Annotated in this window: 15 protein-coding genes and 1 pseudogene; 8 read left to right on the top strand and 8 right to left on the bottom strand. The window is 59.6% G+C overall.

Annotated elements, in window-relative coordinates; genetic code table 11:
* Nucleotides 1-11 precede the first annotated feature (11 nt).
* The 3 genes from O3W47_RS16755 to O3W47_RS16745 all read right to left on the bottom strand — a co-directional run bounded on the left by O3W47_RS16755 (nt 12) and on the right by O3W47_RS16745 (nt 2,650).
* Nucleotides 12-797 carry an ABC transporter ATP-binding protein gene (locus tag O3W47_RS16755; RefSeq protein ID WP_020809178.1) on the bottom strand — a complete coding sequence of 262 codons (786 nt, stop codon included), beginning with the start codon at nt 795-797 and terminating at the stop codon, nt 12-14.
* Nucleotides 797-1,570 (bottom strand): ABC transporter permease, encoded by a 774-nt coding sequence (locus tag O3W47_RS16750; RefSeq protein WP_059759013.1) that lies wholly within the window; start codon nt 1,568-1,570, stop codon nt 797-799. Before O3W47_RS16750 ends, O3W47_RS16755 begins: the two co-directional genes overlap by 1 nt.
* Before the next feature lie 138 nt (nt 1,571-1,708).
* Complete coding sequence (locus tag O3W47_RS16745) at nt 1,709-2,650, bottom strand: ABC transporter substrate-binding protein (protein ID WP_065654746.1); 942 nt, start codon at nt 2,648-2,650, stop codon at nt 1,709-1,711.
* Nucleotides 2,651-2,856: 206 nt separating this feature from the next.
* Here O3W47_RS16745 and O3W47_RS16740 point away from each other — a divergent pair, with 206 nt between their 5' ends.
* Nucleotides 2,857-3,567 carry a YoaK family protein gene (locus O3W47_RS16740; RefSeq protein ID WP_149742755.1) on the top strand — a complete coding sequence of 237 codons (711 nt, stop codon included), beginning with the start codon at nt 2,857-2,859 and terminating at the stop codon, nt 3,565-3,567.
* 12 nt (nt 3,568-3,579) lie between these two features.
* On the opposite strand, the gene O3W47_RS16735 is transcribed toward O3W47_RS16740, so the two are convergent.
* Nucleotides 3,580-4,098, bottom strand: coding sequence for a hypothetical protein (locus tag O3W47_RS16735; protein ID WP_003524381.1), 519 nt, complete (start codon nt 4,096-4,098; stop codon nt 3,580-3,582).
* A 78-nt stretch (nt 4,099-4,176) separates the two neighbouring features.
* Here O3W47_RS16735 and O3W47_RS16730 point away from each other — a divergent pair, with 78 nt between their 5' ends.
* Nucleotides 4,177-4,815 carry a trimeric intracellular cation channel family protein gene (locus O3W47_RS16730; protein ID WP_080818366.1) on the top strand — a complete coding sequence of 213 codons (639 nt, stop codon included), beginning with the start codon at nt 4,177-4,179 and terminating at the stop codon, nt 4,813-4,815.
* 75 nt (nt 4,816-4,890) lie between these two features.
* On the opposite strand, the gene irrA is transcribed toward O3W47_RS16730, so the two are convergent.
* A complete protein-coding gene (gene irrA / locus O3W47_RS16725; protein ID WP_003507276.1) occupies nt 4,891-5,310 on the bottom strand; it encodes an iron response transcriptional regulator IrrA in 420 nt (139 codons plus the stop codon).
* 317 nt (nt 5,311-5,627) lie between these two features.
* On the opposite strand from irrA, the gene fabA reads away from it, so the two are divergent.
* From fabA to O3W47_RS16700, 5 genes are all read left to right on the top strand, one after another.
* Nucleotides 5,628-6,143: a 3-hydroxyacyl-[acyl-carrier-protein] dehydratase FabA gene (gene fabA / locus O3W47_RS16720; RefSeq protein WP_003507274.1), complete on the top strand. Its 516-nt coding sequence runs from the start codon at nt 5,628-5,630 to the stop codon at nt 6,141-6,143.
* 75 nt (nt 6,144-6,218) lie between these two features.
* Nucleotides 6,219-7,442, top strand: a complete 1,224-nt coding sequence (gene fabB, locus O3W47_RS16715; protein ID WP_080818368.1) for a beta-ketoacyl-ACP synthase I — start codon at nt 6,219-6,221, stop codon at nt 7,440-7,442.
* Nucleotides 7,443-7,448: 6 nt separating this feature from the next.
* The gene (fabI, locus tag O3W47_RS16710; protein WP_003524375.1) at nt 7,449-8,255 is read left to right on the top strand and encodes an enoyl-ACP reductase FabI; all 807 of its coding nucleotides are present in this window, start codon (nt 7,449-7,451) and stop codon (nt 8,253-8,255) included.
* A 190-nt stretch (nt 8,256-8,445) separates the two neighbouring features.
* Nucleotides 8,446-9,042, top strand: coding sequence for a TadE/TadG family type IV pilus assembly protein (locus tag O3W47_RS16705; protein WP_003524373.1), 597 nt, complete (start codon nt 8,446-8,448; stop codon nt 9,040-9,042).
* Nucleotides 9,039-9,632 carry a TadE/TadG family type IV pilus assembly protein gene (locus O3W47_RS16700; protein WP_127756670.1) on the top strand — a complete coding sequence of 198 codons (594 nt, stop codon included), beginning with the start codon at nt 9,039-9,041 and terminating at the stop codon, nt 9,630-9,632. The genes O3W47_RS16705 and O3W47_RS16700 overlap by 4 nt, the downstream gene beginning before the upstream one ends.
* A 40-nt stretch (nt 9,633-9,672) precedes the next feature.
* Here O3W47_RS16700 and O3W47_RS16695 read toward each other — a convergent pair whose 3' ends face one another.
* From O3W47_RS16695 to O3W47_RS16685, 3 genes and pseudogenes are all read right to left on the bottom strand, one after another.
* Nucleotides 9,673-11,442, bottom strand: coding sequence for a sulfite reductase subunit alpha (locus O3W47_RS16695; RefSeq protein ID WP_331283561.1), 1,770 nt, complete (start codon nt 11,440-11,442; stop codon nt 9,673-9,675).
* A pseudogene (locus tag O3W47_RS16690) lies at nt 11,439-16,939 on the bottom strand (glutamate synthase-related protein). Before O3W47_RS16690 ends, O3W47_RS16695 begins: the two are co-directional and overlap by 4 nt.
* A 406-nt stretch (nt 16,940-17,345) precedes the next feature.
* Nucleotides 17,346-18,674, bottom strand: a complete 1,329-nt coding sequence (locus tag O3W47_RS16685; RefSeq protein WP_080818377.1) for an MFS transporter — start codon at nt 18,672-18,674, stop codon at nt 17,346-17,348.
* A gap of 306 nt (nt 18,675-18,980) precedes the next feature.
* On the opposite strand from O3W47_RS16685, the gene cyoA reads away from it, so the two are divergent.
* Nucleotides 18,981-20,054, top strand: coding sequence for a ubiquinol oxidase subunit II (gene cyoA, locus O3W47_RS16680; protein ID WP_080818860.1), 1,074 nt, complete (start codon nt 18,981-18,983; stop codon nt 20,052-20,054).
* Nucleotides 20,055-20,062: the final 8 nt, after the last annotated feature.

Here is a 20,062-nt window from a genome sequence, read left to right as displayed (position 1 = left end):
TGCCTGATCAACTATCCATGGGCAGCGGCGGCAATCGCCTCGCTGCGGATTTCCTCCGTAAGCTTGGCGCGCAGCTCAGAAAATTCCGGACTGGCCTTGACGGTGTAGTGACGCGGATGCGGCAGGTCGACCGGCGTGATCGACTTGATGCGACCCGGCCTTGCGGACATGGTCACCACACGCGACGCCATGAAAACTGCCTCTTCGATATCGTGGGTGACGAAAATGACCGTCTTCTGCTCCCGCTCCCAGATACCGAGCAGCAATTCCTGCATCAGCCCGCGCGTCTGGTTGTCGAGAGCGCCGAAAGGCTCGTCGAGCAGCAGGATTTTCGGGCCGTTCGCCAGGGCGCGGGCGATGGCCGTTCTCTGCTGCATGCCGCCGGAGAGCTGTTTCGGCCAATGGTTCTCGAAGCCGCGCAGGCCGACCTTGTCGATATAGCTATCGACAATCTCCCATTTTTCCTTCTCGGCAACGCCGCGTTCGCGCAGGCCGAAGGCGACGTTTTCGCGGATCGTCAGCCAGGGAAACAGCGTATAGGACTGGAACACCATGCCGCGATCCGCCCCCGGCCCCGTCACCGCCCTACCGGACAGCAGCACTTCGCCCGTCGTCGGGCGGTCGAGACCGGCGATGATGCGCAGCAAGGTCGATTTTCCGCATCCCGACGGGCCGAGGATGGTGACGAAATCATTGCGGGGGATTTCCAGATCGGTGGGCTGGAGGGCCAGCGTCGGCTGCCCGCCCTGCACACCCGGAAAAGTGCGACTGACGCCCTTGATAACGAGTTCGCTCATCAGGCAAGCCTCCAGGCGAAAAGCTTCCGGTTCAGCGATTTGAACGCGAAGTCCGAAATAAGACCGATAATGCCGATGACGATGATGCCGAAGATGATCTGCCCGGTCGCCATCAGCGCCTGGCTGTTGATAATCATATAGCCGATACCCGAGGAGGCGCCGATCAGTTCCGCGACAATGACATAGGTCCAGGCCCAGCCGAGAACGAGACGGAGGATTTCCGCAATATCGGGCGCATTGGCGGGAATGAGAACACGGCGAACAACGCCCCGGTCCTTCGCACCAAGCGTATAGGCCGCCTCCACCAGATCCCGTCTTGTGCCGGCGACAGCCACGGCCACCATCAGGATGATCTGGAACACAGCGCCGATGAAGATCACCAGCAGCTTCTGCATCTCGCCGATGCCGGCCCAGAGAATGAGGAGCGGCACGAAGGCGGAAGCAGGCAGATAGCGCGCGAAGGAGACGAAGGGCTCCAGCAGCGCCTCGATGGGCTTATAGGCCCCCATGGCGATGCCGACCGGCACGGCAATGAGCGATGCCAGCACGAAACCGCCCACCACGCGCCAGATCGTCATGCCGATATCGCTGGCAAAACCCTGATCGGTGAGCAGGTAGATGCCGTCCTTCAGCATGGTGATGGGGTCGGCCAGAAAGGTCGGCGAAACGAAGCCGCCCAGCGTGGCAAAGCCCCAGGCGGAAAAAAACAGCACGAAGAACAGGATGCCGAGAGCAATTCTCGTGCTGTTCCTAATGGGTTGAAGAGGTTGCATCTGTCCCCTGTCCGGAAAACCGGCGCGGCACCTTCGCCGCGCCATCGGAGCGCCGTGCGCGTTTCGCGACGCACAATCGACGCACTCACCTGTCTTTGGCTGCAATATTCCCTGCAGGGAACGCGGCCGCCTTTTCTGTTACTTAATGAAGGACGTATCCGCGAGGGTCGAAAGATCGGGTTTCGACTTTATCACGCCGATTTCCAGCAGCAGGTCCGCCGATTTTTCCGAGAATGTCTTGAATTCACCCTCGAAAAACTTCTGGTTGGCGGCCTTGTCCTGCCATTCGAGGAACTTTGCCGAAGCGGCAAAGGCCTCGCCGGTCTGCTTCACATCCGCGCCCATCGTCGCATAGGACTTTTCGGGATCGGCCTTGATGAGCTCGAGCGCCTGGAAATAGCTGTCCGCCAGTGCTTTCGCCGCCTGCGGATTGGCCTTCAGGAAATCCGGGGTGCAACCGAACGTATCCATGACAGCGGGATAATCCAGCGTCGTGGCGAGGATTTTGCCCTTGTCGGGGGCGGCGCGGACAGTAGACAGATAGGGCTCATAGGTCATGGCCGCATCATTTTGACCGGCAACGAATGCCTGCGCGGCCGGTCCCGGCTCGAGGTTGACGACCTTGACGTCCTTCAGGGTGAGGCCGTTTTCCTTGAGGATCCAGGCAAGGAAGAAATAAGGGGAGGTGCCCGGCGCGGAAGCGGCAACCGTCTTGCCCTTAAGGTCCGCGACCTTGGCAACATCACTGCGCACCGCAATGCCATCGGCGCCATGCGACTTGTCCATCTGGAAAATCTGGGTGGATTTCACGCCATTGGCATTCCACGCGATCCATGTTTCCACCGTAGTGGCAGCGCACTGGATGTCACCGGAAGCAAGGGCCAGATGGCGGCTCGCCTGCGGGATTTTCTTGATATCGACTTTCAGACCGTTCTTTTCGAAAATGCCGGCCTGTTTGGCGAGCGTCAACGGCGCAAAACCGGTCCAGCCGGACATGCCAATCGTCACCGACGTCTCGGCATAGGCGGAAGCGGATGAAAAGAGCGCGGCGACTGTGGCGAGTACCCATGTTTTCTTCATGATCTGAACCCCTTTTGATTTATTTTTGTGCGATGCTGTTTATCGCTTTATTTGAGGCATGGTAGGCAGGGATTTTATATTTGTCTAGACAAAATAGAAGCTTCCGAAGGCCTCCAGAAAGATTGCGGATGCACCGTCCGGCATTCTAGAGATAGGATAACACTGTCCCGCGCGCAGGCCCGCCGTTTTTCCATATCGAGCTTTCCATGACCAGACAAAGACGTCGCAGCATCATCAGGGCAAGGCGAACCGGAACCGGAATTGCGCTGGTTGCCGCCATTTCCTTCATCGCGGGCATGACGGATGCGGTGGGCCTGCATATTTCAGGCGACTTCGTGTCCTTCATGACCGGCAACACCACGCGCGCCGCAGTCTCGATAGAGGCTGGCCTCTATTCCCACGCCGCGAAACTGCTTTTCGCGATCGTTGCTTTCGTGGCGGGCAATGCCGGCGGCATCGTGGTGGCGCATAAGTTCGACCGGCGCATCTTCGCCGTTCTGATGGCGGTGGGATTGCTGGTAACAATTGCCGCGCTGCTCGGCGGCGAGACTTCCGCTCTTGCGCAATTTTATCTCGTCGTTTTCGCCATGGGCATGGTCAACGCCGCCGTTGAGCACATTGAGGGACTGCCAATCGGGCTTACCTATGTGACCGGCGCGCTTTCCCGCTTCGGCCGCGGCATCGGTCGTTTTCTTCTCGGCGAACGAAGCCTCGACTGGGGCATTCAGATCGTGCCCTGGCTGGGCATGATATGCGGCGCGATCTGCGGCGCCGTTCTCGCCGCCACGCTGCAATCGAATGCCCTCTGGGTAGTTGCGGCCACGGTTTTCGCCGTCGCCATCGCCACCTTCATCATTCCGCGCTCGCTTCGCCAGCGCTATAATCAAAGGGTCAAAATCCGGCGGATTACGCCCTGAAAATCGTCGCCGTCACTTTCGCGAGATGGTGACGAATTTCGTGCCGCGCACCCGCACCGTCATCAGGCAGGGTTCCTTGTCGGTACGCTCGCAATAACGCGGATGCATCTTCAGCACGAAAACCATGTTGCCAAAGCGCTTGATGAAATCATAGTCGTAAATCCGGGCTGTCGCGATCATCAGATAACCGCCCTCTTTCACCTGAACATAGAAATTATAGGGGCATCCCTCGTCGTCGCAGCTGCGGCCCTTTTCGCCATCACAATCGAGAACGCCGTGATTGACGACGGCGTCCATCAGCCCGTCATTGTTGATATCCAGCCGCGTGACGAAATCGTCGCCGAAGGCCGCCACCTTGCACTCATTGCGGAAATGGTCCTTCTCGTAGATCTCGGGGTCGTTCACCAGCTGCTGCTGCGCCGAGAGCGCCACCGGAAACATCAAGAGAACCAGCGCCTGAAGAGCGGCAACGAGAGCGATTCGCACGGCATTTTCCTTTGCATCCGTTTCGGTTATGGATGTTGCGATCATCCGGGCGGCCAGCCTAGAGTTTAGTGCTTGCGCGACACTGACGTGTTCGCAGCCCGTGTTTCCGGGGGGAACCTTTTCATGACGCTTCTGGGCTTTCTCGACTATGCCGGCGTCGCCATCTTTGCCGCAACCGGCGCGCTCGCCGCCTCACGCAAGCAGCTCGACCTGATCGGCTTCCTGTTTTTCGCGGCCGCAACCGGCATTGGCGGCGGCACGGTGCGCGATCTGGTGCTTGGCAGGACGCCGGTATTCTGGGTGGTGAACCCGACCTATATCCTCGTCTGCGTCTCGGTCGCGGTGCTGCTGTTCTTCACCGCGCATCTGTTCGAATCCCGTTACCGCGTACTGATCTGGCTCGATGCACTCGGCCTCTCCGCTTATTGCGTCATGGGAGCAGCCAAGGGGCTTGCCGCCAGCGGCTCCGCAACCGTCGCCATCGTCACCGGCGTTCTGACGGCGACATTCGGTGGCGTGCTGCGCGATATTCTCGCCGGCGAACCTTCCGTGCTGCTGCGGCCGGAAATCTACATCACCTGCGCGCTTTTGGGCTCCTCCACCTTCATTGTCGTCTATTTCCTCGGCGCACCGCTTTATGCCGCATCAGCCGCAGGCGTCCTGACGGCCTTTGCCGTCCGATCCGGTGCTCTGGTCTTCGGCTGGACTTTTCCGCCCTACAAGGCAAAGCCCGGCAGACGGCCCGAAGATGTCATGAAGTGACATATGGAAATGACCGCCGAAAACAGAAATGGCGCCCGTGGGCGCCATTTTCATGTCTGTTGTCGGACTGAAGCCTCATCCGCGCTTGCGGCGAAGACGGATGACCACGTCCACATGGGCGATTTCCATGCCCTCCGGCGCTTCCGGCAAATTGTCGATCTGGAGGTTGTTGACGGGAATATCGAGAACCTCGTTCTCGCCCTCCACGAAGAAGTGGTGGTGATCCGAGACGTTGGTGTCGAAATAGGTGCGGGCGCCTTCCACGGCGAGAACGCGGATGAGGCCGGCTTCGGTGAACTGGTGCAGCGTATTGTAAACCGTGGCGAGAGAAACGGGCACGCCGGCGGTGACCGCCTCATCGTGCAGTTCCTCGACCGTCAGATGGCGATCGCCCTTTGCGAAAAGCAAATCGCCCAAAGCCACACGCTGTCGCGTGGGGCGCAGCCCCGAGCGCCGCAACCTCGTTCCGATATCCAATGTGGCGTCAAATGCCATGCAATCCCATTCCAAACAGAGGTATGAAACTTACCAATTGCATTAGCATATATCTTTTGCGGCGAGTGCTTTCAATAGTTTCGGCGTGGCTTAGGCGCGGCAAATGGCGGCAAACCGGCCATTCCTGCAAATTTCCTCTGGTTCCAGCCGTACGGTTCCTGTATGCGGACGGCATATTGAGGTAATGACTTCTGAAAAGAAGGTTCGAAGACAAAGAATGAGGGCGGAGCGGCTTCTGCCCTTGCAGCGCTTCATTTTGAACCTAACTTGCTCTAGTGAAGTCGATCAACACCAGTAACTGGGGAAGTGAAAGCGGTATGGCAACGAGGCAATCAAGTTACAACTACGAGGAGATCCTGTCCTGCGGTCGCGGCGAATTGTTCGGCCCGGGAAATGCACAGCTCCCATTGCCCCCCATGCTCATGGTCCATCGCATTACCGAAATTTCCGAAACCGGCGGCGCCTTCGACAAGGGCTTCATCCGCGCCGAATACGATGTCAGCCCCGACGACTGGTATTTCCCCTGCCACTTCCAGGGCAACCCGATCATGCCGGGGTGCCTGGGCCTTGACGGCATGTGGCAGCTGACGGGATTCTTCCTCGGCTGGCTGGGCGAAGAAGGTCGCGGCATGGCGCTTTCCACCGGCGAAGTGAAGTTCAAGGGCATGGTTCGCCCTCACACGAAGCTCCTTCAATATGGTATTGATTTCAAGCGCGTGATGCGCGGCCGTCTGGTGCTCGGAACCGCCGACGGCTGGCTCAAGGCGGACGGCGAAACCATTTATCAGGCGACGGACCTGCGCGTAGGCCTGTCGAAGGAAAAGGCTGCCTGAGGCAGACGGAATAGTCCTGACAAACGCCGGGCGACTTCGGTCGTCCAGCCGAAATCTTAAGAAAAGGTCCCTTTCATGAGACGAGTTGTTGTCACCGGCCTCGGTATTGTTTCTTCCATCGGCGGTGATGCCGCTGAAGTCACCGCATCGCTGCGCAATGCCAAATCCGGCATTTCATTTTCGCCGGATTTTGCCGAACACGGTTTCAAATGCCAGGTCTGGGGCAAACCGTCTCTCGACCCGACCGATCTGGTCGACCGCCGCGCCATGCGCTTCCTGTCGCAGGGCGGCGCGTGGAACCATGTCGCCATGAAACAGGCAATCGCCGATTCCGGTCTCGAAGAGAGCGACATCAGCGGCAATGAGCGCACCGGTATCATCATGGGTTCGGGCGGTCCTTCCACCCGCACCATCGTCGAGGCAGCCGATATCACGCTGAAGAACAACAGCCCGAAGCGCATCGGCCCCTTTGCCGTGCCGAAGGCCATGTCCTCCACCGCCTCCGCGACGCTTGCCACCTGGTTCAAGATCCATGGCGTCAACTATTCCATCTCGTCGGCCTGCTCCACCTCGGCGCATTGTATCGGCAACGCCGCCGAAATGATCCAGTGGGGCAAGCAGGACGTGATGTTCGCGGGCGGCCATGAGGATCTCGACTGGTCCATGTCCAACCTCTTCGACGCCATGGGCGCCATGTCGTCCAAATATAACGAAACGCCGAGCGTCGCCTCGCGCGCCTATGACGTCAACCGCGACGGTTTCGTGATTGCCGGCGGTGCGGGCGTGCTGGTTCTCGAAGAGCTGGAACATGCAAAGGCGCGCGGCGCCAAGATTTACGCCGAGATCGTCGGTTACGGCGCGACCTCGGACGGTTACGACATGGTGGCTCCATCGGGCGAAGGCGCGATCCGCTGCATGCGGCAGGCGCTTTCCACCGTGAAGGGCGATATCGACTACATCAATACGCATGGTACCTCGACGCCGGTTGGCGACAGCAAGGAAATCGGCGCGATCCGGGAAGTCTTCGGCGACAAGATCCCGCATATCCAGTCGACCAAGTCGCTCACCGGCCATTCTCTGGGCGCTGCCGGCGTTCAGGAATCGATCTACGGCCTGCTGATGATGCAGGAACGCTTCATCGGCGAAAGCGCGCATATTTCCGAGCTCGATCCCGAATTCGCGGGCGTTCCGATCGTTCGCAGCCGCATCGACAACGCCAGGATCGACACCATCCTTTCCAACTCCTTCGGCTTCGGCGGCACCAACGCCACGCTCGTCTTCCAGCGTCATAACGGATAATTGCCCATGAACGGCATCATGCAGGGTAAACGCGGCCTCATCATGGGCGTCGCAAACAATCATTCCATCGCTTGGGGTATCTCCAAGGCGCTTGCGGCACAGGGCGCGGAACTGGCCTTCACCTATCAGGGTGAAGCGCTCGGCAAGCGTGTGAAACCGCTAGCCGCCGAACTCGGATCCGATTTCATCGTGCCATGCGATGTCGAGGATATCGCCTCGGTCGACGCCCTGTTCGCGACGATCCGCGAAAAATGGGGCTCGCTGGATTTCATCGTCCACGCCATCGGCTTTTCCGACAAGAACGAGCTGAAGGGCCTCTACGCGGATACGACGCGCGAGAATTTCAGCCGCACCATGGTCATTTCCTGTTTCTCCTTCACGGAAATCGCCAAGCGCGCCGCAGAGCTGATGACCAATGGCGGCTCCATGCTGACGCTGACCTATAATGGTTCGCAGCGCGTCATTCCGAACTACAACGTCATGGGCGTCGCCAAGGCGGCTCTTGAAGCGTCCGTCCGCTATCTCGCGGCCGACTACGGCCCGCGCGATATTCGCGTCAACGCCATCTCGGCCGGCCCGGTCCGCACGCTGGCGGGCGCCGGCATCTCGGATGCGCGGGCGATCTACGCATGGAACCAGAAAAACGCACCGCTTCGGCGGACCGCGGATATCGACGATATCGGCGGATCCGCGCTTTACCTGCTGTCCAATTTGTCGCGCGGCGTGACGGGCGAATGCCATTATGTGGACTGCGGTTATAACATCACCTCCACGCCCACGCTGGAGGTCCTCGCCAGGGCCGATGCTGATTAAGCCTCCGCCTCATCCGCTTTCGAGAAAGCCCGGCCCTGAGCCGGGCTTTTTATTTTGGCACGTACCAAATTCGGAAATCACTAAAGTATAATTTATCGAAGTAATAGAATCTAAACATCGGGGTGGTTATGGTCCGCAACAAATTCAACGGTTGCGCTTGCCGCATATTCTTAGAGATAGACACCACCTCATGCGACTGGCCAGACTGAAGCCATTGCTGGAAAAATTCGGAGTCTCGCGCGACGGGACAGCAGCTATCGAATTCGCGATACTCGCGATCCCCTATTTCCTCGTGGTCTTTGCGATCATCGAGACCTTCATCGCCCTGATGGCGGAACAGGTCGTCGCCAATGCCACCGAGAACATGGCGCGGCGTCTGCGCACCGGCCAGATCAGCAGTTCGATTTCGAAAGAGGATTTCCGCAAGAGCTTCTGCAATGAAGTTTCGGTGATGATCACCTGCTCAGCGGATGAAATCCAAAAAGAACAGAAGCTCTATATCGACCTTCGCTCCTTTACCGCCTTCAAGGATATTCCGACCACGATTCCGCTGAAGGCCTATGGCGAATATTACGATCTCGATACGGCTCAATTCGGCTTCAAACCGGGCGGGCCGGAAACCATCAACATGTTGCGTGTCTATTATCGCTGGCGTGTGGTTGCCGATATCATCCGGCCATACCTGACCAAAATACGTCCGGCCGATGGATCGATGCCCTCACATTTCCTCATCGTCGCGACAAATGCGTTCATGAACGAGAAATACATCACAGGCGGGGGCTCATGATGGCAGGGCTGGTGTCCGTTGCGGCAAATGGCAAACGACGCCTGATGGCGCTCGTTTCACGCTTTGCCAAAGATCGCCGTGGCGTGGGCGCGGTGGAGTTCGCGATCCTCTTTCCGATATTGCTTGCGCTTTATCTGACCTCTTTCGAATTGACGATCGGATACAACACCTACAAGCGGGCAAGCACCGCCGCAGCCTCCATCAATGATCTGATATCGAAAACAGGTTCCGTCGACAAAACCTATCTCGCCGGCATGCAGGATGTCGCAGCCGCCGTGTTTGCGCCCTACAGCACCAAGGGTCTGCAGCTAAAGATCAGCGGCATCAAGATCGATGCGCAAAAACAGGCGAAAATCACCTGGTCCTGGGATGAGAAGAATTTGAGACCTTATGCGGTTGGGGCACCGGTCGCCGTTCCGACGCGCCTGCTCGTGGAAAACAGCTTTCTCATCCACGTCGAACTTTCCATCCCGCATGAATTGCTGATGTTCATGCCCGACATTGCCTCGTCCGGGGTGAAGTCGATCACGATCGGCCGGGAGTATTTCTTCAAGCAACGCGACGCCGAGACCGCCTGCACCAATTGCTGAACAATCGGCACAACGGCGGCGGTCCCTCTATCGGTTACGTTTAATAGACGTCACGCAGATAACGTTTTTCGCGCTTCAGCCGGTTCACGTACTCGCTCGCCGCTTCGGCGGAGATGCCGGCCTCATCGCTGACGATATCGTGCAGGGCATCATCGACATCCTTCGCCATGCGGGTCGCGTCGCCGCAGACGTAGAAATAACCGCCCTCTTCAAGCCATTGATAGAGCGCCTTGCCGTTCTGCCGCATGCGGGTCTGGACATAGATTTTCTCCGCCTGATCCCGCGAGAAAGCGAGGTCGAGGCGGGTCAACACGCTGTCGCGGCTCATGTCGCCAAGCTCGTTTTCATAGATGAAATCCGACTGCCGGTGCTGGTCGCCGAAAAACAGCCAGTTTTTGCCCTTTGCGCCTCGGGCTTGCCGTTCCTGCAAAAATGCCCGGAAGGGCGCGATGCCAGTGCCCGGTCCCACCATGATAACAGGCGCATCATTGTCCTGCGGCACACGAAACGCCTTGTTCGGCGAGACGAAAATTCCGGCGTTCGAGCCCGCCTCCACCCGGTCGGCGAGATAGGTGGAGCATACGCCGCCACGCTCACGGCCCTCGGCGCGATAACGCACGCTGGCGATGGTCAGATGCACGCTGTTTTTCGCAACCAGCGGGCTGGAGGAGATGGAATAGGCGCGATGTTGCAGCGGCTTCAAGAATGTCACGAATTCAGCAATATCGAATAGCGGCTTTCCGCCGAGATTGATGAGGTCGAGAATATCCTTGCTCCAGAGAAAGGCGGCCAGCTGCTCCCTGTCTCCGTTTGCGAGAATGTGGCTGAGTTCGTCATGCCCCGCCCGCTTGCCGATTTCGGCGACGAGTTCGCGCGAAGGCGTCGATATCTCGAACATGTTGTGAAGCGCATCGCCGACCGGCCGGTCCAGCCCGGCGATTTGGCTATCCGCAGCCGCTCCGAAGTGTTCCAGCAGCGCGCCGACCAGTTTCGGATCGTTCAGGGGCACGACGCCAAGAGCGTCACCCGCCTCATAGTCGAGGCCACTTTCGCCGAGATCGAATTCGTAGTGACGAATTTCCTTGGACGAGCCTGGACCGGAAAGGCGACGATTGACGCTTACCTCAGCCGAATAGGGATTTTTGCGGCTCCAGCCCTGCTTTGCCCGCACGGGCGGCTCGGCAATGTCGGACATGGTGACAGATGCCGCGCTGCCGCCATCGACAGCAAGCGCGAGCGGCAGGGTCTCGCCGATCCATGCGGCGGCGGCGTCCTCGAAGTCGATATCGCAATCGATACGCGTCTTCATACGCTTGCCGCCGAGTTGTTCGAACCGCGTATCGATAAGCTTGCCCGCCTGGCAGAAGCCGTCATAGCCGGTATCGCCGAGTGCGAGCACGGCAAAATTCATCTCGTCCAGACGCGGCGCGCTGTCCGCGGCGAGTGCTTCCCAGAAAAGCTGGGCATTATCAGGCATTTCACCTTCGCCATAGGTCGAGGTGACAACGATGACCCGTTTCATGGCGCCGAGATCATCCATCGAGACATCATCGAGTGCCGTCACCACCGGCTGCATGCCCTGCGCACGGGCGGCGGCGGCGATATCCATCGCCAGCGCCTCGGCATTGCCGGTCTGGGTGCCGAAGAGGATGTTCAGCACACTGGCCGCCGCCCTGGGAGCAGCGGCGGCAACCGATGTCTCCAGGCCGATGGCGGCACGGGAATGGAGCCCTGCCAGAAAACCGGAAAGCCATGCGCGCTGATCACCGTTGAAGGGCGCGTCTTCAGGAATATAAGGTATCTTCATCATGCTGCCCTGTGGCTGGATGCGGTGGCGAGGTCGGGAATGGCGCGGGCCGCGAAAGCTCCTCGAAGCCCGGCAGGCGGCCGATCTTCTCGATGTTTTTCCGGTTCTGCTGGATGATCCAGCCATAGGTGCCGGGGCTGTCCACCGACCAGATGTTCCTGCGCGCCAGCGCCTGCTTGTAATCGTCGAGACGCTTGGCGGCGATCATCACCGCAAGCTGTTCATCGCCATGGTCTGAAAGCGCCTCGCGGGCATATTTCAGCAGCCGCTGCATCAGCGCATAGTCTTCCGTGAGGATGAGATTGCGCACGGCTTTTTCAATGGCCGGGTCGGAAGGACCTGACGCCATCGGTACCCGCTGCATGGCGATGGCCTGCGCCATGCTCAACACGGTATAATTGTTGAGCAGCGCATACATTTCCTCCGTATCCGTCTCGCCATAACCCGGCACCGTTCCGTTCAGGACGGCCTTGCGGTCACGATAAGCGAGCTTGAACTTGCGCAATTGATGAGCGGCAAGCGCGGATGCCAGTTCCTCCAGCAATTCCTTGCGGGGCTTCGCCTTCAGAATCTCATCGCTATCCTGATAAAGCAGCAGGGCGCGTGGCATGCCATAGACGAAATTATGCTGTTCGCTTTCCCAGTTTTCCAGAAGCCATGCCGCCTTGGCCGAGCCGGTCTCTGCGACATGCCAGGTCAGAAGCTGGTGGACGGCCTGATTATGAATTGCGGCCTGTTCATCCTCACCGGTGACTGAACCGAGCAGGATGGAATCATGGCTGACTTTCTTCGGCAGATCGCCGTATGGATCATACTGGTAGACGAAGCCGCCGCTCATGCCGTTGCCGAAACCCTTGCCGAAGCTGCCAAGGTTCAGCACCGCGCCGTTGGTCATATATTCGCAGGCGAAATCCCCCACGCCTTCGACCACGGCGGTGGCGCCGGAGTTACGCACCGCGAAACGGTCACCCGCCTGCCCTTCCACGAAGGTGCGGCCGCCGGTGGCGCCGAACAGCGCGAAATTGCCGACCAGCACATTGCCGCCCGCCTCTTCCGAGCCGCCACCGGGCGAGCGCACGACGATGGTGCCGCCGCAGGCGCTTTTGCCGACACCGTCATTGCAGGTGCCGGTATGGATCATGACCATACCGTCATTGCAGAAAGCGCCGAAAGACTGCCCGGCGGAACCTGACGTATCGATGCGCACCGAACCCGCCTCCAGGAATCGGCGACCACGGCTGTCCCGCTTCACGGCCGGCAGCGCATCCGCCTCTTCATCGGAAAGTTCATGGTTCAGCATGCGTTCGATATCGACGGCGAGCTGGCCGCCGACGCTCTTGTTGCAATTGTTGAGGAAACGATTGCCGCCAAGCTCGATGTTTTCCCGCTTGCTGTCGATCAAAGCAGAGCGCACGAGTTCAATGAAGGCGTCGTCCAGCGCAAAATCCTTTTCCATATAGACGGGGCTATCGATCTTCACCTCTTCGACCACGGCAAGCATTGCCCGGAGGTCAAGCTGGCCGACGCTTGCCGGATGATCGAGGAGGTGAAGAAGATCGGAACGGCCGCGTGCTTCCCGCAGCGAGCGCAGCCCGAGTGCGGCTAGAATCTCGCGCGTTTCATGGGCGATGTTCATGAGATATTGCGCCAGCGCGCGGGGATCGCCGTTAAAGGCTTCCTGATTGGTGGTTAGCCCGGCAGGGCACTTGATGTTGCAGTTCTTCGCCATGACGCATTTCAGCATCATGAGCGCCGTCGTGCCGAATTCGAAACTGTCGCCGCCGAGCAGCGCGGATTTCACCACGTCGCTCGCCGTCTGGTGCGCGCCGGAGCAGCGCAGCAGCACCTTGGCGCGCAGGCCGGTGGCGCAGAGCGCCTGATGCACTTCTGCGATACCGATTTCCGCCGCGCGGCCGGTATATTTGAGGCTGGTGACGGCCGCCGCCCCTGTGCCGCCGGTATTGCCGGCAACATTGATGACATCCGCCCCCGCCTTGGCGACGCCGACCGCAATCGTGCCGATGCCTTCCGACGAGACCAGCTTGACGATGACGCGCACGCGCGCCGCCTTGGCGTCATGGATGAGCTGGGCCAGATCCTCAATGGAATAGGTATCGTGATGCGGCGGCGGCGAGACAAGCTCGACGCCCGGCGTGCCGCCGCGTGCGGCGGCGATTTCCACCGTCACCTTGGGAGACGGCAACTGCCCGCCCTCTCCCGGCTTTGCACCCTGGCCGATCTTGATCTCGATTTCCTCCAGCATCGGATCGGCAAGATAACCGGCCCAGACGCCGAAGCGGCCGGAGGCGAACTGCTTGATGCGCGAGGCGCGGATGGTGCCATAACGGGAAATATGCTCGCCGCCTTCACCCGAATTCGACATGCCGCCGACCATGTTGGTGCCATGCGCCACCGCCTCATGGGCAGCGGCAACCAGTGCGCCATGGCTCATGGCACCCGATGCCAGGGTCTTGGTGATCTCGCTCGCCTTCTGAACGGCATCGAGCGGAATGCTTTCCGGTGCGGTGCGGATAAGCGAGAGATAGGCGGAGGCTTCGCCCTTCGCCTGAACCATGAGCGCGCCACCTTCCAGCCAATGGCCGGCGATGTCGTCACCAAAACGGTCGAGCAGTGATTGGCCGAGTGCGGCAAGCCGGGCAAGCTCATGACCGTGCGGGCCGGTCAACTGCAGCCGGAAGGCGCCTTCACCCGCCTCTTCGCAGAGCAACCCGCGCACCATGAAGTTATTATTACCCTGCCGGGAAAAACGGCCCATTTCCCGGCGGAATTCTTCTGCGGAACGGGCGAATGTCACGTCGGCCGGCAATTCCAGAACATCGCGCAGGGCGGCGGGACGGCGCGCCCTTTCTTCCGCCATCATGCGTGCAAAGGCGCGGTAACCGGGCGTTACCTCGAATTTGTCGATTGCGTCAGGCGTCAGCCGGTCGAAGCTGTTGTGATAATAGGCCGCATCGTTGAGACCGAAGGCATCCTCCAGCCGGTTAAGCGGCAGCAGGCGTAGCGCCTCCTCGTTTTCGGTTCCCTTGTCGAAACCGATCTTTTCCTCCGTCATATCCACGAAACCGCGTACCGCCGTCGTGCCATAGGAATGGCCGGCGCCTTCCGCACGCTCCTTGAAGAGACCGAGCAGGGGTATGTCGTTTTCGCCCTTCACGGACAGCGCCTTGCGGTGCCAGTCCGCCACGGCCTGCGCGATGACGGCGAAGTTGACGCCGCCGACCGGGGTCTTCACGTTGGGGAAATAGCGCTTCAGCACCGCATCGTCTGTATCGAGGAAATTCGGTTCGAAGAACTCGCCGCCGATGTAGCTTTCCGCCGTACACAGGCCGACCTTGCCCATGGTCTTCATCAGCGACTTTTCAGCCGCCTTGGCGAAACGCTTGAAGGCCTTGTCGGCATCGGCACCGAATTTCTCCTCGGCGCGAAACTGCACGCCGAGCGGATATGCGGCCGAAGCGCCGAAGCCGAGGCTTGCTGCTATGTGATGCGAAGAGGAGAATTGCCCGCTTTCAACGATCAGCGACACGCGCAGCCGCAAACCTTCCTCGATCAGCCGCTGATTGATGGCGGAGACGACCATGATCATCGGCAAGGCCGCACGGTTTGCCGAAACGTGCCGGTCGGTGATGATGGCGATGCCGCCTTCCTCAGCCGCAAAAGCCACAACTTCATCGCAGAGACCGTCGATTGCCTGCCGCAGCGCGGTTTCGTTGGCCTCCGCAACATCGAAGACCGGCGAATAGAGCATTTCGAAACGGCGAAGGGGAGTCTCCGACTGTTCGCGAATGCGCAGCATATCGAGATGGGTCAGGATCGGGGAGCGCACGACGATCTGGCGGGCCTTCTTCGCACCGCTGTTCGGCTTCGCACCGAGGGCGACACGCAACGTCATGCCGTCGGCCTCACGAATACTGTCGAGCGGCGGATTGGTGACCTGCGCGAAGCGCTGTGAGAAATATTTCGCGACCCCGCCTTCCTGATCGGAAAGCGCATTGATGGCATTGCCATATCCCATCGCCGAAATCTTTTCCGCGCCGGAGGCCAGCATCGGGTCCATCAGGAACTTGAAGCTTTCCTGATTATGCGAATAGGCGACGTAGCGCTGGTGCCGTTCCAGATCGCCATTGTAACGCAGCGGCGAGCCCTGCTTTTCCGCCGGCACTTCCGGCAGGTCCTCCAGCATGACACGGGCTTCGCGCAGCAGGGATGAATAATCGCGGCGTGAGGCGAGAAGTTCCAGCGCCTCGACGGTGGAAAAGGCGCGGCGTTCTGCATGGTCGTAATAGAGCATGCCGCCCGCCTCGATACGGCCGCGACGGATGACGCTTTCAGCCGGAAAGGCAATCTGCCCGGCCTCCGACATGACGCAGAGATAGTCTTCCGTCTCGACGGTGCGCAGCGGGCGCAGGCCGAGACGATCGAGCCGCGCGCCGATGATGGTGCCGTCGCCGAAAATCAGCGCGGCCGGGCCGTCATTCTTCTCTTCATAGAGCGAGAAATATTCCAGCATCGCCTTGACGTCGGATGACAGGGTATCGTCGTTTTCCCAGGCGGGCGGCATCATCGAGACCACGGCGGTGACGAGGTCGAGACCGTCTTCCATCACCCGCGCCTGCAGGGTCTGGTCCAGACGGCAGCTATCGGACTGGCCTTTCGGGCGGATGATGCTGGCATTCTTCGCCAGCGCCACGGCCGCTTCCGACAGCCGATTTTTCTTGTCGGTATTGAGCTCGCCATTATGCGCCATCAGGCGGAAAGGCTGCGCCATGGAAGGATGCGGATCGGTATTGGTGGAGAAACGCGTGTGGAAATACATCGTATGCACTTCATGGCGCGGATCGGTGAGGTCGCAGAAATAGGGCATGACCTCATGGGAGTTCAGACGCCCTTTCAGAACCTGCGTGCGGGCGCTGAGCGACAGCGGATAAAAGCCGGCGAGTTCCGGCACCGTATAGGCCAGCGCCTCGATGGCGAGCAGCGCCTTGTGGATGCGCCAGTCAAATTCGGCGAGGGTTGCGCATTCGGCCGGAGCCGAAAAGACCCATTGGCGGATCGGCAACTGGTAAGGGATGGCGGCGGGACGGATGGCCGCGTCATTCACCGGCACATCGCGCACGAGCAGGATTGCAAAGCCCTGCTCTTTGAGAGCGTTTGCGATGATACCGACCGCCTCACCGTGGAAAGCCGGATTTTGCGGCAGGAAAAAATTGCCGACGCCGAACCGACCGGCCTGCAAGCCGTCCTCACCGGTCAATTCCCGAAAGAAGGAGAGCGACAAATCCAGCGACACGCCGGCACCATCGCCGACACCTTCCGCCGACATGCCGCCGCGATGCGGCACGGCACAGAGAGCCTCGTGGCCGCGCTTCAGCACATCATGCGTCTGCACGCCGTCCTTGCGGGTGATGAAACCGACGCCACAGCTGCTTTTTTCAAAAGCCGCATCGTAAAGGCCGAATTTTTGCTCCGTCACACTCAAGGCACTCTCCTCTCGTTGCGCATTTCGCGCGGCATCGCCCTCTTTCCCGAAACCCGGCGCGTCAGCCGGCACTCTGCGGGCGGAGCCGCAGGCGACCTGGCTGCTCCTCTTCATTCTGCTTATCGGCGTTTAATGGCGCGAACGGTCGTTTTGCGGCCGTCGAACGGCTTGGCGGCGATGGCCGCTTTTTCGCAAATAATGATCGTCGTCGTTCGCATCGCGTTCCCCGAAGGCCGGCTTTCCGGCGGTGAGACACACTGAATTACGTCAGTATTACTTACATAATATTTCATGATCTACCGAGTCAAGATTAAAATCGACCCGGCGCAATAAAAAAACAAAAACGCCGCGAAATCCGACAGGATTCCACGGCGCGATGGCTGTAGGGATTTTTAAATTGCCCGGATCACTCCGAAGGCATGTCCAGCGTGCGGCTGAACCAGAGGGCAATCAGCGTGCAGAGCGCACCCGACATCAGGTAAATGCCGACCGCGAAAAGGCCGAATTTGGACGAAAATCCGAGCGCGACGAGCGGCGCGAAGCCAGCACCGATCAGCCACGAAATATCCGAGGTGAGCGATGCGCCGGTATAGCGGTATTCGCGGCTGAAGCGGGAGGCGAGCGCACCGCCGGCCTGACCGAAGGACAGACCTAGCAGCGAGAAGCCGATCAGCACGAACAGATAGCGGCCGATATCGCCCGAACTCAGGAGAACCGGCGCTACGAGGCTGAAAAGGCCGATCAACACCGCAGCGACAGCCAGAAGCTTCCGCCGGCCGATCCTGTCGGCCAAAATGCCTGAAACCACGATCATGCCACCAGCGATGATGGCGCTCACGAATTGCACGAACAGGAAGTCCGACACGCGCTGGCTGGTGTTGAGGGACACCCAGCTCAGCGGAAAGACCGTGACGAGATGGAAGAGAGCGAAGCTCGCAAGCGGCACGAAAGCGCCGGTGACGACCACCGGAAACTGCGAGCGCAGCATCTTGAACATAGGACGCGGTTCCAGCTCGTGCTGTTCGAGCATGGCCTGGAATTCCGGCGTCACGATCATGCGCAGGCGGGCAAAGAGCGCGAGAACATTCAGCGCCAGCGCCACGAAGAACGGGAAACGCCAGCCCCAGGCGAGGAATTCCGCATTGGAAAGCTGCGTCACGAAGACAATGAAAAAGGCGCTGGCGAGACCGAAGCCCATGGCCGCACCGATCTGCGGCATCATGGCGTACCAGCCGCGCTGTTTCTGCGGTGCATTCATGGCGAGCAGCGAAACCAGACCGTCCCATGCGCCACCGAGCCCAAGGCCCTGGCCGATGCGGAATACCGCCAGAAGACAGGGGGCAAGCATGCCCGCCTCCGCATAGGACGGAAGAAAGCTGATCGCCATTGTGGAACCACAGAGGGTGAAGAGGGCGGCCATCAGCTTCACGGCGCGCCCGAATTTGCGGTCGATCTGGAGGAAGATCAGCGAGCCGATCGGCCTTGCGATAAAGGCCAGCGAGAAAACCGCGAAGGAATAAAGCGTCGCCGTCAGCGGATCGACGAAAGAAAAGAAGACGTGGGGGAAAACGAGCGCGGAGGCGATGGCATAGATAAAAAAGTCAAAGAATTCCGTCATTCTCGCAAGAATGACCGCAATCGTGATGCGATCCGGATCGACCTTGACGGGACCGGCTCCATTTCCGTTCGCCTCCGGTGCCTGCCCAAAGGATGGAGCAGCATTCGTATAACTCATAATATCCCTCCTGCGTCATGGACGAACCATTTCCTGTAACGCGCCGGCTCCTCTTCCGTTGCGTTACGATGCGGCGGATTGTCACACGCACCCTACGTAACGTCAATTGAAGTTTGACAATAAAGGGTTGCCCAGTCGGTCGACCATGCGATAATGCACGCGCTCCGCCTTCAAACGCAGCTCCGCCCGGCACATGGTGCATCGCGAAGGTTTCGCTGCACCGCGACAATATACCTCATTTGAAAAATGATGTTCGGCAATTATTCGCGGCATAATCCAAACTGTACAAGTTCAGAGAACGTGCGCATGATCAAAAAAATCCCATCCGCCCTTCTGGCTATTCCGGTACTGCTGCTGCTCAGCGGCTGTAACCTCGTGGTCATGAATCCCTCGGGCGACGTCGCCATCCAGCAGCGCGATCTCATCATCACGTCCACGGTTCTGATGCTGCTGATCATCGTTCCGGTCATCGTCCTCACGCTTTTCTTCGCATGGAAATATCGTGAATCGGCCAAAGCGGAGGATTACGATCCCGAGTGGCACCACTCCACGCGCCTTGAAATGGTGATCTGGTCGGCTCCGGTCGCCATCATCCTGATGCTCGGCACGGTGACCTGGATTTCCACCCACCGTCTCGACCCCTATCGCCCGCTGGAGCGTATCGACGAGAGCCGCCAGGTCACCGCCGATATCAAGCCGCTCACGGTCGAAGTGGTGGCCATGGACTGGAAGTGGCTGTTCTTCTATCCCGAACTCGGCATTGGCAGCGTCAATGAATTCGCCGCTCCGGTCGATGTGCCGATCAATTTCAAGATCACCGGCACAACGGCGATGAACTCCTTCTTCGTTCCCGCGCTCGCCGGCCAGATCTACGCCATGGGCGGCATGCAGACCAAGCTGCACGCGGTCATCAACAAGGAAGGCGTTTATGACGGCTTCTCGGCCAACTTCTCCGGCCCCGGCTTCTCCCACATGCGCTTCAAGTTCCATGGCCTCAGCCAGCAGGGCTTCGACCAGTGGGTGGCGAAGGCGAAGGAAGGCGGCAAGGGTTTTGGCCGCCAGGAATATCTGGAATTCGCCAAGCCCTCCGAGCGCGAACCGGTACAATATTTCGCCTCGGTCGATCCCGAACTCTACAGCGCCATCCTCAACCGCTGCGTCGAGCCCAACAAGCTCTGCATGCGTGACATGATGCATATCGACGCCAATGGCGGCGGCGGCAAGGAAGGCATCGATATCGCCAAGGCGCTGAATTCCGTCGTCTGCACGCCGCTTGCGCCCTTTGGCGTCGCCAGCGGTCCCCAATCCACTCCGGCTGCGCTCGAAGGACAGACTTTCGAGCCTGCGGCGCTGCCGGAAACGAAACAAGTCGCTGGCTGACGGATACG

The sequence above is a fragment of the Agrobacterium sp. LMR679 genome (genome assembly GCF_027157905.1).
Classification (GTDB): Bacteria; Pseudomonadota; Alphaproteobacteria; order Rhizobiales; family Rhizobiaceae; genus Agrobacterium; species Agrobacterium leguminum.
The sequence above is the reverse complement of the archived record's forward strand: the minus strand, read 5'-3'. Positions and strand labels throughout refer to the sequence as shown.